13 protein-coding genes and 1 pseudogene are annotated in these 13,512 nt (G+C 45.3%); 7 read left to right on the top strand and 7 right to left on the bottom strand.

What is annotated here, in order from left to right:
- Positions 1–7 precede the first annotated feature (7 nt).
- Positions 8–1,336, bottom strand: a complete 1,329-nt coding sequence (gene rimO, locus ACE1CM_RS30405) for a 30S ribosomal protein S12 methylthiotransferase RimO (protein ID WP_374882581.1) — start codon at positions 1,334–1,336, stop codon at positions 8–10.
- A 529-nt stretch (positions 1,337–1,865) separates the two neighbouring features.
- Here rimO and btpA point away from each other — a divergent pair.
- The 5 genes from btpA (at position 1,866) to ACE1CM_RS30380 (ending at position 6,310) form a co-directional block, all read left to right on the top strand.
- On the top strand, positions 1,866–2,714 hold the full coding sequence (gene btpA / locus ACE1CM_RS30400; RefSeq protein WP_374882580.1) for a photosystem I biogenesis protein BtpA: 849 nt from the start codon (positions 1,866–1,868) through the stop codon (positions 2,712–2,714).
- Positions 2,715–2,901: 187 nt separating this feature from the next.
- Positions 2,902–3,849, top strand: a complete 948-nt coding sequence (locus tag ACE1CM_RS30395; RefSeq protein WP_374882579.1) for a vitamin K epoxide reductase family protein — start codon at positions 2,902–2,904, stop codon at positions 3,847–3,849.
- A gap of 315 nt (positions 3,850–4,164) precedes the next feature.
- Positions 4,165–4,362, top strand: a complete 198-nt coding sequence (locus ACE1CM_RS30390; RefSeq protein ID WP_374882578.1) for a hypothetical protein — start codon at positions 4,165–4,167, stop codon at positions 4,360–4,362.
- Between the two features lie 928 nt (positions 4,363–5,290).
- The gene (locus ACE1CM_RS30385) at positions 5,291–5,464 is read left to right on the top strand and encodes a hypothetical protein (RefSeq protein WP_374882577.1); all 174 of its coding nucleotides are present in this window, start codon (positions 5,291–5,293) and stop codon (positions 5,462–5,464) included.
- 399 nt (positions 5,465–5,863) lie between these two features.
- Positions 5,864–6,310: a hypothetical protein gene (locus ACE1CM_RS30380; protein WP_374882576.1), complete on the top strand. Its 447-nt coding sequence runs from the start codon at positions 5,864–5,866 to the stop codon at positions 6,308–6,310.
- A 22-nt stretch (positions 6,311–6,332) separates the two neighbouring features.
- Here ACE1CM_RS30380 and ACE1CM_RS30375 read toward each other — a convergent pair whose 3' ends face one another.
- From ACE1CM_RS30375 to ACE1CM_RS30365, 3 genes are all read right to left on the bottom strand, one after another.
- Complete coding sequence (locus ACE1CM_RS30375; protein ID WP_374882575.1) at positions 6,333–6,548, bottom strand: hypothetical protein; 216 nt, start codon at positions 6,546–6,548, stop codon at positions 6,333–6,335.
- Between the two features lie 310 nt (positions 6,549–6,858).
- Positions 6,859–7,005, bottom strand: coding sequence for a hypothetical protein (locus ACE1CM_RS30370; RefSeq protein WP_374882614.1), 147 nt, complete (start codon positions 7,003–7,005; stop codon positions 6,859–6,861).
- Between the two features lie 38 nt (positions 7,006–7,043).
- The gene (locus ACE1CM_RS30365; protein ID WP_374882574.1) at positions 7,044–7,778 is read right to left on the bottom strand and encodes a transposase; all 735 of its coding nucleotides are present in this window, start codon (positions 7,776–7,778) and stop codon (positions 7,044–7,046) included.
- Between the two features lie 1,125 nt (positions 7,779–8,903).
- On the opposite strand from ACE1CM_RS30365, the pseudogene ACE1CM_RS30360 reads away from it, so the two are divergent.
- Positions 8,904–10,080: pseudogene (locus tag ACE1CM_RS30360) on the top strand (RNA-guided endonuclease InsQ/TnpB family protein).
- Between the two features lie 15 nt (positions 10,081–10,095).
- Entirely contained in the window at positions 10,096–10,290 is a 195-nt protein-coding gene (locus tag ACE1CM_RS30355) for a hypothetical protein (RefSeq protein WP_374882573.1), read from the top strand.
- Positions 10,291–10,417: 127 nt separating this feature from the next.
- Here ACE1CM_RS30355 and psbU read toward each other — a convergent pair whose 3' ends face one another.
- From psbU to ACE1CM_RS30340, 3 genes are all read right to left on the bottom strand, one after another.
- A complete protein-coding gene (gene psbU / locus ACE1CM_RS30350) occupies positions 10,418–10,846 on the bottom strand; it encodes a photosystem II complex extrinsic protein PsbU (protein ID WP_374882572.1) in 429 nt (142 codons plus the stop codon).
- 535 nt (positions 10,847–11,381) lie between these two features.
- Positions 11,382–12,374, bottom strand: coding sequence for an adenylate/guanylate cyclase domain-containing protein (locus ACE1CM_RS30345; protein WP_374882613.1), 993 nt, complete (start codon positions 12,372–12,374; stop codon positions 11,382–11,384).
- A gap of 317 nt (positions 12,375–12,691) precedes the next feature.
- A complete protein-coding gene (locus ACE1CM_RS30340) occupies positions 12,692–13,426 on the bottom strand; it encodes a DUF3120 domain-containing protein (RefSeq protein ID WP_374882571.1) in 735 nt (244 codons plus the stop codon).
- Between the last annotated feature and the right edge of the window lie 86 nt (positions 13,427–13,512).

Raw genomic sequence — 13,512 nt, 5'->3', positions numbered from 1 at the left:
ATCGCAGCTAACCGATGACTGTTCCGTAGAGGTCGTAAACGTCGGCGTCTGCGATTTTCACTCGCGCCATCGACCCCAAGCGGGCGTCACCCCGAACGTAAACAAGGCCATCCACTTCTGGAGAAAATCGGGCGCTGCGACCGATTAATTCCCCAGTTTCCGGATTTTCCTGTTCCATCAGAACATCCACACACTTGCCCACTTCGGCTTGATTTTTCTTTAATGAAATGGGCTGCTGAACGCGCATCAGTCTATCCCGACGCTCATCCATTACTGATTGGGATAATTGATTCGGCAAATTATAGGCTGGGGTTCCTTCTTCTGGGGAGAAGGTGAAAACACCTACATGGTCGAACTCGTGGCGCTCGACAAACTCTACCAGGTGTTCAAAGTGTTCGTCCGTCTCCCCTGGAAACCCGACGATAAATGTTGTTCGCAGAGTCGCCTGTGGTAGCGCTGTTTTTATCCTTTCTATAATCTTATCATTTACTTGCCCTTGCCAGGGACGATTCATCCCACGCAATATTTCCGGATGCGAGTGCTGCAAGGGGAGATCCAGGTAGGGCAAGATGTTCGGCACTTCCTGGATTGCCCGGATTACGTCGGGCGTGAGGCCAGTTGGATAGGCGTAGTGCATTCGTATCCAGGGTATATCTACTTTACCCAAGGCGCGCAACAGTTCGGCTAGTTGCGGTTTGCCGTACAAGTCCAAGCCGTAGTTAGTCGTAATTTGAGAAATTAAGATAATTTCTTTCACGCCTTCGGATGCTAGTTGCTCCGCTTCTGCGACAATCGATTCTATTGAACGCGAGCGCTGATTCCCCCGCAGATGCGGAATGATGCAGAACGCGCAGCGGTAATCGCACCCTTCGGCAATTCGCACGTAAGCGACTGCCTCCGGGGTAGTACGATAGCGCGGCGTCGTTTCATCCGCTATATACGTAGGTTCCGCAGAAACTTCCTGGACTCGTTCTCCCGTTTCGGCTCGTTGAATTACTTCTACGATTTTGTTATAATCACCACTTCCCACTACTGCAACTGCTTCGGGTATTTCTTCCAGCAGTTGCGCTTGGAAGTGTTGTGCCATGCAGCCTGCGATCACTATTTTTTTGTTGGCTTCCGCCAGTTCTACCAGAGTCCGGACGGATTCTTCCCGCGCCGCCTGGATAAAGCTGCAAGTGTTTACAATAACGTAGTCGGCTAATTCTTCATTAGAATCTACCTGGTATCCTGCTGCGACAAGCAGACCCAGCATATGTTCGGTGTCGATCCGGTTCTTTTCGCAACCTAAATGGGAGATAGCAATAGTTGGCTTCGAGCTTGTGGTATCGGGCATTAGCAAATCAAAACTAGGCAGTCAGGTCGTGTAAGAGACATGACACCAGCGCCTGAATACAGCTTTTGCCAACCACTTCGCAGAGCCTGCGGTTCGGGATCGGCAACAGGGCAGCTAGTTGCTTGCGGCAACCCGCCCCCTAGATTGCACCGATGTCATTATTACTGAATCGTAGCGCAAAATTAACAATCTAAACATATCTAAACAATTTTTTTGCTCCTGGGTGATGGGGAGATGAGGACGCTCCTGACGCGGGGACGCCGGGACGCTCCGGACGCGGGAAAATCTTCAATCAACCTCGACCCGTCGCCGCGTCTCTCCGTCGCCGCGTCTTCTTTCCCTGCCCCTCTCAGTTAAGATAGGTAAAGAAAATTTCTGCGGATACGGGAATAAAGCCGCGCACGAACGGCGAGTTTATGATATAATAGTAAATTTGGCAGATGAAGTTGGAGAATTTTTTAGTGAATAGCTCCAACCTGACCTGTATTCTAAATAGTTGATTTTGTTATAGGGTCGCAATTGAAAACCCGTGGATTTGAACCAGATATTCAAAACACCGAACCCGATTATTGGTGTCGTACATTTATTGCCGCTACCCACGTCGTGCCGTTGGGGAGGTAGCCTGAAAGCAGCGATCGCGCGCGCGGAACAGGAGGCGACGGCCTTGGCATCTGGCGGCGTAGACGGCATTATGGTAGAAAATTTTTTCGACGCGCCGTTTGCGAAAAGTCAGGTAGACCCAGCAGTCGTCAGCGCCATGACGCTGATCGTCCAGCGCATCGCGAATTTGGTAACCCTGCCATTAGGGGTCAACGTACTGCGAAACGACGCACGCAGCGCGATGGCGATCGCCAGCTGCGTCGATGCCCAATTTATCCGCGTTAACGTCCTGACGGGCGTCATGGCAACGGATCAAGGGTTAATTGAAGGCGAAGCGGATAAACTGCTGCGCTATCGCCGCGAATTGGGCAGCGATGTCAAAATACTGGCAGATGTGTTGGTAAAACACGCTAGACCCTTGAGCGCCCCCAATCTGACAGTAGCAGTCACTGATACGATCGAGCGGGGTTTAGCCGATGGGATTATTTTATCCGGCTGGGCAACCGGCAGCCCGCCGAGTTTGGAAGATCTCGAACTCGCAAGTGCAGCAGCAAACGGCACGCCAGTATTTATCGGCAGCGGCGCTAGCTGGGAAAATATTGCTACCCTAATGCAAGCAGCAGATGGCGCGATTGTTTCCAGTTCTCTCAAACGGCATGGAAAGCGAGATCAACCAATCGATCCAATTCGCGTCAGCCAATTTGTAGAAGCCGCCCGCCGCTGCATTGCCGCCAAAGAAAACCCCCAGTCGGTATCAGGGGTTAAAATCCATTCCTAGACTAAGATTTAGCGGTTTGAGATGGGAGATTTTTGGGGTTTGAGTCGCCTATTCCACTATCCTGGCCCAGAAACCCGGTTTTTGCAAAAAACCGGGTTTCTAGCACACCAGGCTGCATAGGTCAAAATGGGATAGTCACCCAGAATCTAAAATCTCAAATCTGAAATCTAAAATCTAAAATTCCATTATGATTCGCAGACGTCCTACTCCCTGGATTCATCGCTGGTCGCGGCCTATAATTTCCGCGATCGCAGGCTTAGGTGCCCTCAACACGTTTTATCTAACTCTGATCGAGTTGGGGATACTAAAAGAAGCGGCATTTTGTCCCACCAGCGGCATTATCAACTGTAACGCCGTTCTGCTGTCGAATTATGCCAAACTGTTCGGCGTACCTCTATCGCTGTTTGGGTTCTTGGCTTATATAACGATGATGGTAGCGGCGTTAGTGCCGCTGCGGGTCGATCCGCAAGAAAATAAACAGTTACGCGCCCAGCTGGAAAATTGGACTTGGCTGGTATTATTTGCAGGTGCGATCGCAATGGTCGTTTTCAGCGGCTATCTTCTCTATCTTATGGCGTTTCAGATCAAGGCATTTTGTATTTATTGCCTTGCTTCTGTCGTTTTTTCCATCAGTCTTTTAATCCTCACATTAATCGGTCGCAGTTGGGAAGACATTGGACAGCTATTTTTTATCGGCATCATAGTCGGTTTGGTGGCGCTGATCGGTTCCTTGGGTGCCTATGCTACCGCTAGTAACCCCAATACTGGAACTGGTGCAAGTGCCGGACTAACTAGCCCACCCATTACTACCACATCCGGCCCCGCAGAAATTGCCCTAGCGCGTCATCTAAAACAAATAGGTGCTAAAGAATACGGCGCTTATTGGTGTCCCCACTGCTACGAACAAAAGGTACTGTTTGGCAAACAAGCTGCTGAAGACCTAAATTACATCGAATGCGACCCCAAAGGCAAAAATGGTCGCCCAGATCTGTGCCAAGCTGCTAATATCACCGGCTATCCAACTTGGGAAATTAACGGTCAGTTGTATTCCGGCGTGCAAACTTTAGAAAAACTCGCCGAACTATCTGGATATACAGGCGCGCGCAACTTCCAAAATTCACTGCCAGGACGTTAATTTTTTGTATCTAGGGGCGGGTTTTACCAACCATTTTGCCATCAGCGACAGTTAATTTAAACCCGCCCCCATTGCGTGTAGGCGCCGGTTTTACCAGTTACAGCGGTTCCCGCTGTATGCGGTACATAAAAAATTGCTGTGTAATTTGCTGCTACTGTACCTCATAACAGCGTGAACCTCTGTATTATATTTTTTTTACCAAAAGTTTCCCCCTCCGTGGGGCAACTTCCGTTTAACCCATATCAATTCCCTTCCGTGTATAATTAATACCTACACAGTATTTTCTCCTACCCATCAGTAAAAATACTGTAAAGTATGGATTTAAAAGATACAGATGTAACTCGATACCTCTGCGCTGCTGCCTATCGGGATAAGCAATTTCGTGAAGCGGTTATAAAAGAGCTGATCGCAGATGAGTATAAAGCTATTGCTGTATCCCCTGGGGTTGATTTGCCCACAGTAGTCAGACACTGTCTTGAAGCGAAAAACCTAGAAATAACGCGAGATTTTTGACTTTTACTCATATTATTATCCCCACTGCTTTTTATAGCTAAATTACCACTTTCTGTTCTTTTAGCTGCTGTTTATTTTGAAAAAATTTTTCGTCAAAAGGCTATTAGTATAAGCCTGTTGATTTGCTGACATTAATTAAAAACAAATTTCCACCAGACCTAGAATCAAGGAAAGCTCTGGCAATTGGAATTGTATTAGGTTTGTCTTTGCTCGGTTTTTTTCCATTTACTTATACAATAGCTTTTATAGTTGTTTTTTGCGAAAAATTGATGATTTACACTAAACAAGATAAACTCATTTATCGACTAGAGTTTAAGAGTTATATTTCTAAAATTAATTACAGACATAGCTTCAATAAAAAAATTGATAAAATAACTAAATACCATGAGAATTATAATGTTATCGTTTACGGATAAGAAAAAAATTATCCATTTGTAGGTTTTGGTAAATATATGACCGGATGGTCTTTTTCTTTAAATCTAAGACAAAAAGAAGAGGAAAAACAACCTACAAACATCATTGCATTAGAATTAGAATAATTATATAATCATGTAACAGAGCGAATAAAAAATTTAAACTATGTGTAAATGGACAGGAAATTAGAAATGACAAGAGATTCCTGGCTAAACCTTTAAGCCGCCCGTATTCACATGTAGATGATTCTGTTGTAGAACAAATTTTAAACCAAAATACTGATGATAATATTCGATTTTACAAGCATATTCAATTAGTTAATTGGAATGGAAAACTGGTATTATCAGTTTTGTTGATATTTTTATAAATAAAAATATTATTATAAATAATTTATTTTTTACTACCACCCATTAAACAAGAATATCGCCAAGCAATAGACTCTGTTACTCCAGGAATAAGTTTAAAAAAAACAGGCAATTTTTTATTTGATGCTGTATTTACCACGGTATTAAGTTTGCCATTGTCTCCGTTTAATATTTATAATCAATTTGTTGCTGAAGCCAGTCAAGCAGCGCAAGTACGTCAACTGAAACGTACAATAAAAGAAAATGCTAACTTCAATTATGCAGCGAATGAGAGCATTCGTGAAATGGTAAGCACTTCAGAATATACCCAATCAAAAACTTGATACGCAAATGTACCATAAAATTATCGATAGACAAATTTTAGATAAATAACGAGTTAGCTGAAAGAAAAACGATAATATTTAACAATGGTATGATTATTTCTGTTTCAGCATCTATTACGGAGCAAAATATTTCAGGAGTTCAGGGAGCTGGTATAATACAGAATAATCAGGGGGAATCAACTGAAACATCCTAGCTTAAAGAATAGCAATGCATGATATTTCAACAGGGGAGTTGGACAGGAAAAAGTATCTGTTTAACGAACGGTAAAGTGCAAAAATACCAGAAAGTAAAATAAACACAAGGAGGTCGTTATGAGCGGTAACAATGTAAATGAAGGATTCCAAATGAGTGGCGGCTAAATCAATGCTGAAAATATAGCCGGAGGGAAGGGAGCAAAGGTGATTACAAATCAACCTGGTATGAATGTAGACAAAAGCAGCAACGTTAACGTGAGTGGTGTCACCGGCAACATAGGTAATATTGCTGCGGGTCAAGATATGACAGGAGTAGTTGGTAATATAAGCGGCACTGTTAACAACAGTATTGGTGCTCTGCAAAATTCCGGCGTTCCAGAAGCGCCAGAATTAGCAGAGTTGCTCAAACAACTGCAAGCTAAAATTGAAGCCGATGATAACTTGGAGCCAGAGGATAAAGCAGAGGCGTTGGAGCAGGTGAAAGCACTAGCCGAAGCAGGGCAAAATCCCAAAGAGGGAGCAATGCAAAAGGCTGCAAAAAGAGCAATCACAATGTTGACAGGGATATTTGCACAATTACCTGCGATCGCTACATTGGTTGAACCAAGTAAAACGCTGTTGCCTGCGATCGCCAAGCTATTCGGTTTGTAACTTTGGAGTTAACTGCAAAAAGTCAGGACTTAACTTCTACCCGAATGCCATTAAACGGCTGGATAATGATTTCACTTCCCGCTTGCCCCTCCCCCGTTCTCAAAGCTGGGTTGAATCCCAATAAAGTCGCTCCAATCAAATTATATTGACTGGCAATGCTATCGACTGTCTCGCCCAAGGCCACCAGATGGGTTTTTAGCCGAGGCAGGGCAGGGGCAGAATCGAGATTGGCTCTCACTTCTGGTGCGGGAATCAGCAGAACAGAATTCTTCTCAACCGGGCAATCTCAAATTCTCTGGTTCCCAAACCAACGATTTTTCATAGAAACTTTGGTGTTTGCGTAAGTCCTGATAAATAAACCCGCCTCGCCTTACGCTACCGATGTCACCGGACATGATATTATCTGTTGCCAGCAAAAATTGTTGGTAAAACCCGCCCCTACGGCAATCAAAATCTACAATAACTGTTCAAACCTAAAAGGCGGGGCGGGTTTATTTAAGTTATCTGTTGCCAGCAAAAATTGTTGGTAAAACCCGCCCCTACGGCAATCAAATTATAGGCGAAGTCCACCACTTTTCTTGTTGTACGAGGGTGTGGACTTGCCAATTTGGAGCTGAAGTGGGATAATCGACGCGGTAGTGACCGCGGCGACTTTCGTTGCGGAATGCGGCACTTTTGAGAATTAAGTAGGCCAGATCGATTGACCTCTCCCCGCCCTAAAGGGTCGGGGATTCTAAGCTGATGCTACGAGGGAGGCTAAAGCCATCCCTCTGGGCTTTAAAGCTTTGGTTTCCCAGATTTTTAATCTGGTAGGCACGGTCAATAATGCCCTACAGACCTTGACTAGGACAAGTCCTAATTGTGTCTCTACTTTTCTTAAAATATTTGCTGCACCATTCAAATCAGCGTTAATGAGTTTCCCGGTTCTAGTCAGATACATACCGCGCTTAACTCGTTTTCCACTCGGTTTCCACCCTATCTCCTTCGGAGACGCTTCGCGAACAGGTTTGGCGCCGAAAGTAGGCAGAAAATCACCATCTAGAAAACTAGCTTTACTCGTGTAGGATTCTTCGGTTTCAACAAACTTAATCCCGTGATACTCGCACAGTTGTTTGATTCGTTCTTTAAGTTTTGCAGTTGGTATCTGCACAAATGATTGAGTTGTTTTACCTAACTGTGCTTCTTGTCGTTGTCCTTGGTTCCATCCAAAGACTACTACTCCTATCTGATGTTCAATACAGTGATTGATAACTAATCGCGCTGCTTTATTTACAGCATCACGCATTTGTCGGTTACGCTTCTCAGTGATGTGGGCTAATTGGTCATCCCAGTAGCCTTGTGGTTTACCTTCTTTAAGAGTGCTAACCCTCTTGTTGTACCACTGGTTAAGACTTTTAACCTTACGTCCATCAACGATAAAGCTAGTACCAATATTAGATACACAACTCAAAAAAATTATCAATAGCATGGTCAATTTTCAAAGCGTATTTTGAGTTTAATTTAAGTATTCTTGCTGGCTTTTGCTGGTAGACAAACTCAGCGTAAACCCACTGATTTTTGGGTATTATACGTAGTTATTTTATCTCCGCCAAATCTAGATTATATGACATTGTAATCAAGAAAGTATCAAGTTTAAACCAGCGCTTAACTGTATTCCCTAATGGTACTTTAATATTATCCCCAACAAGCTTTAATGCTTGTTTTGGATATGTTACCAACGCCTACCCACCTTTGCGGTAGTTAGGCAATCTTGGCTTAAAGTGTAGTTCACCATTGCTGTATTTCTTATCTAGTTCTTTGAATGACTTGAATGATTCAAAGACAGACCTTAATATTTGTTGTGCAGCTTGGGAATGCAACACCTGATAATGCTTATTATTCTTGTATTCTTTCTCTAAGTCATACTTGCCAATAAGCTTACCAGTTTTGAATTACAACTGACGAGCATAATATATCCCACAATTGCTTAATTTATGGTATTCACAGCAAATCAACTCAAGAATTGCTTTTAAATCGGCGTCTGGATTAATCAAATTTTGTTGGCATACGTACAACTTGCCATCACCTCCTTTATATGATATAACCTGATATTTACGTATAGTGTAATTATTTTTACATAAAATACATAAATAGTGAGCAAAAGAAAGAAAAACTAACTCTAACTGTTACACCCACAGTTAAAAAATGGTTAAAAGAACAAAAGAAAATATTAGGTGCAACAAGTATGTCGGATGTTTTAGAAAAGTTAGCTAGACAAGCAGCTCTTATGCCTGCAACTAGCTTTTATCCCCGGTCTTTTGACACGGGGCTTTCAGCATATCCTTTGTAAGTTTATCCCCAAGTCCGCAATACTCGGTCGGCGTCTGGTAACGACAATTCAACTGTTTGATCTGGCTGTAAATTTAGCAGCGTTTATGATTCCAACTGTTGGTTGAGCATCTCTTGCCAAATGCTTCAGGATTTGTAATTTTACATCGATTGCTCTACCTACCTTGTAGAGTTTTATCTTTTGATTCTTTTATTCATCAGAAAATGTGGGTGGAAACCCCGTGCTCAAGCAGGGCTTTAGATTTAATGCGCTATAATGTGAGAAATGACGCAAAAGGCTTTCCGATACCGTTTTTACCCAACTGCCGAGCAAGAAGAACTGCTTCGCAGGACTTTGGGTTGTACTCGGTTGGTTGACAACCGTGCTTTGGCTTTTAGAACTCAAGCATGGTATGAGCAACAAGAGCGAGTAGGGTACAAGGAAACTTCTGCAATCCTCACCAGTTGGAAGCAACAGGACGATCTCTCGTTTCTTAACGATGTGAGTTGTGTTCCACTTCAACAGTGTTTGAGACATCTGCAAACCGCTTTCACCAACTTCTTTGCTGGTCGGGCTAAATACCCAACCTTCAAAAAGAAGCTTTCATCGTGGCAGTGCCGAATTCACCAAGTCTGCATTTCGATTCAAAGACGGGCAAGTGTTTCTTGCGAAATGTTCTGAACCGTTGCCGATTCGGTGGAGTCGCAGCCTGCCGCACAATGGCAACGCCCGTCTACCATCACAGTTAAACTGACTCCAGCAGGGAAGTGGTTTATCAGTTTGTTGGTGGACGTGGAAATTGCGCCATTGCCGATTACTCCTAACAAAATTGGGATTGATTTGGGCATCAACAGCTTGATTGCCTTGAGTCCGGGTGACAAGGTGTCCAATCCAAAGACTTTTCGGAGAAAACACCATAAGCTTCGCAAAGCTCAAAAGGCTTTGGCACGAAAGGAAAAGGGTTCCAATAACCGATACAAAGCTCGGTTGGAGGTAGCTCGGATCCATGCTGAAATTGCTGATGCGAGAAAAGATTTTCTTCACAAGTTGACAACTCAATTGGTGAGTGAAAACCAAACGATCGCCATTGAAGATTTGGCTGTGAAGAACATGGTGAAAAACTCTAAATTGGCTCAATCCATTTCGGATGCCAGTTGGGGTGAATTGGTACGGCAGCTTGAATACAAGTGTGAGTGGTAAGGCGCTTGAACTGGTCAAAATAGACCGATGGTTCCCGTCTTCTAAGCGATGTAGTCAGTGTGGGCAAATCGTTGAAAAAATGCCACTCAATATTCGTGATTGGGATTGTCCTCACTGTGGCTCTCACCACGATCGTGATGTCAATGCTGCTGTAAACGTCAATGCTGCTGGGCTAGCAGTGTCAGTCTGTGGAGCGACCCTAAGACCCGAACAGAGTAAATCTGTGAAGGCTGGTGCATTGAAGCAGAAACCCAAATCGTGAGGAAAGGGAATCACCGTGCCTAAAGGCACGGTGAGGATGTCAAAATACTCTGCCAGTGACACAAGAGGGTTAATTAAGTTTATCTGTAAAAATTCCCACTACAACTACAGTAGTGGGAATTTTGAGGATTTAGCTGTTTACTATCTAGCTGGACTTAAGCCAGAAGAACCTAGAAACCGGGTTTCTTGCTGCTATCTCGATTTTTCATAGAAACCCGGTTTCTTTGCCTAAGTCCCGATCTAGCTGGAAGTGCGACGGGCAAGCGGCGGGTGGATAATTTTTTCCATTACCCATTACCCTCGTGACCCAGGCGGTCGCCTGGGAATGCCATTACCCATTACCGATAGACACCGTTATTAATCCGATCGTCTCCTTCGACCAAGGATGTCTCGACATCAGTGACGGTAAATTCATCCAGGTTGGCTTGCAGCAGTTGTTTTTGGCGATCGCTGAGTCCGGGAATCTCCAGCACGTCTTCTACCTTTTTGTAGGGAGCATTTTCGACAATTTTCGCCGCCAGGTTGGGGAACATCCCTGGCAGCTTCCTAAAGGCTCGCACGTTCGTGTTGTTCAAGTCTATTTTGTAGCCCATCTCGCCTAACTTTTCGTCCACCTTGTTCCGCAGTACCTCGGCTGCTAAAACAGGAGTTGGGCGAAATGCGATATCGCTCAAAGATGCTGCCATTGCCGCTTGGGTCTGACCCAGCCATCCCAGGCATCCTACGACCAAAGCAAGTATTGTTAACAAACGTAACAATCGTTTCATAAATCAGTACCTCCCTCAAAGATGGGTCTTTTGCCCACACACAGCATGTATCAAAGATTATTGACATCCTCCAACACTAAATCGAAGATTATAGTGTTGGCTTCCTTACCTCGCGATAAGGCATTCCTAGTTACTTCCCTTACGGGTTTTTTGCCACTTATCTAGAGCAGCCCTATGACTTACTCCCCGACAGATCGACTGCATAGGCGTTTTGATTCCCCAGAGTCCCTGGGTACAACGAGGCGTTTTTTTGTATTATTCATGATGCGACTGCACCAGTTCTTTGCTTTCGTGGAGGTGTAGGCTTCCCCAAAGCGGTGGATGCTCTCGGAGTATAAGCCTACCTTTCACTCAAACAGAGCTTGGAAGAACATTCCTGTACAACAATTGATGTGCCAATTGTAGACTGCTGCCGCCTTATATCCCGCCACTAAATCAGAGATTACAGTGGGGGACTTACAGCGGAAAAGTTAAACGCATTACCGCTTTGCCCATGCTCGATTATTCCAGACAGAGGGTTTGGGATCAAGCCATGTCACTGAAGTTGCCTTTGCAATAGAGCCTCCAGATCCACAAAAGTTCCGGCATAGGTGACGGTCGGGCTATCGTAGCCTTTCAGATGCACCGTGTGTTGCTGGAAACCAGCTTGCTCTATCCCCAAAGGCAAGAGATATTCGTAAGTTGCTTCGCCGAAAGCGACATCGAGGCGCAGTTCTTTGGTAGAGGATTCTAAGCGAAAGGCAGCATTCACCGTATCGCCCAGAGCGGTGTAGTCTGGGCGATCCCCACTGCCGGTATTGCCTACCATGGCATACCCTGTATTGATCCCGGCTCCTATTCGCAACGGGAAGGGTAAGGGGTATTGCATATTAAGCTCGCGGGTCATTTTATACAGATCGTTCAACGCCCCACACACCTGAGCGATCTCGCTGGTAGTGACTTTTTGGCTGCCATGAAACCAAACTGCCATCACCGCATCGCCGATATATTTGTCCACCCAGCTGCCGTATTTGCGAATAATGCTGCCGGAATGACGAAACCAGGTGCCGATGACTTCTGAGAGGATCTTTTCATCGAGTTGCCTGGTTAAAACGGTAAAGTCGCGAATGTCAACCACCATGACCGAGATTAGACGGCGCACGTGTAACGCAGAAGTCGCCGTTAAATCGTCTGAGATCAAGTTACCAGTCGAGAAAGGCTGGTGCATCCCGCCAGGGCAGAAAAACTCCAGTTCGGTCTGACCGAACGTGAGGCGATCGCCGTGTCGTAACGTTACGGGTACGCTGACTCGTCGTCCGTTGACAAACGAGCCGTTACGACTGCCGAGATCGATTAAATAAAATTCTCCCGTTTCCATGCACTGCAACATGGCATGGTTCCGAGAAATCCAGCGGTCTGTGATTACGAAGTTGTTGTCATCACTCCGACCAATAGTCCAGCAATGACTGCCCACTAATGGAAGGTAGCGATTTCCGGATTCGGTCCGCAGTAACAGATAAGGAGTGGAAGTGGGTTGCAATGTCACCACCGACTGAAAAGCCACCTAGAGTCAGCCAGAGTTTTTAACCTTGTTTGACAATCTCGGCTACAGCCGAGGGATTTTTGGGGCTGCGCGTCACCTTTTGGCCAACAGATAACGAGTCTTCGACCAGATGGGTAATGCTCGCCCATTCCTTTTAGATTCCCGCGTGCCCTCAAGTACTCGTTGGAGTCTAACCTGCAAAAGGGATGCCTGCTTAGCCAAGATCGCTTACTACAGTTCCCGATCGCTGTTTTTTCCAGCATAAAAAAATAGCACTTCAGGCACTCGAGCTGCTGGGAATACAGGCAAGGTGAACTGCTCGCTTAGGCGGCTCTTGCAGCCAGCCAAAACAGGCTATCCACCATAATTGTACTCAAGACTGCTCCACTGAACGCCCACCAGTGTAACTGCCCGCAGCGCAACGGTAAAGTCCCCACAATTAGGAGAATTACAGCCAGTGCTGCTGCTGATGCGATCCCCCAGGGAGTCTGGACTTGTGCCAGCGCTTGTTGCAATATCGGTGTCGCTAATTCCGGTTCTACCCGCATCAACTGCCGCCAAAAAGGAATCAAATCCACTATGTAAAAATACAGATCCGTCACCGCCGTGCCAAACAACGAACCGATATAAAACCAATTTCCCATCTGCCCCCAACGACGACTCAAGCATACTAAAGCAAACGGTAATCCGATCGCCTCCACCGGCAAGTGAATTAGGGGTTCCCAGCGCCACCAACCCCAATAAATCGACCCCGCTAACCAACTCCAGGTGAAACCCACCAGTAAATCTCCCCAAATATGGGTTTCCTTGCGCCTCCACAGCACCACAGCCAGACCTAACCAGCCAATTGTTAAAACCAAACTCAACCACGGCAGCAGCCTTACTAAGGGCGCTTGGATAAACACCGGCACTGAAACCAGAAACGATGCCGCCGCGAAGGTTAACCAGGCTTTCTGCGAGCCAATCCGCCACCGGGTGGTAGATTTGATCGCCTTTGGCGGCGTTGAAGCGATCGCGGTAGGAACGGGGGTGTAGGCAGACAAGGTATTGTTTAACAACGTATTTTTAATTTTTGTTACTTTAGTTAATTTTATTTAAGATATCACAAAAAATATCCCCCAGGGGGGCATTGTTAATCTTATCT

The sequence above is a fragment of the Microseira sp. BLCC-F43 genome, from assembly GCF_041929235.1.
Taxonomy (GTDB): domain Bacteria; phylum Cyanobacteriota; class Cyanobacteriia; order Cyanobacteriales; family Aerosakkonemataceae; genus Microseira.
Note: the sequence above shows the minus strand (reverse complement) of the source record. Positions and strands in the feature narration are given on the sequence as shown.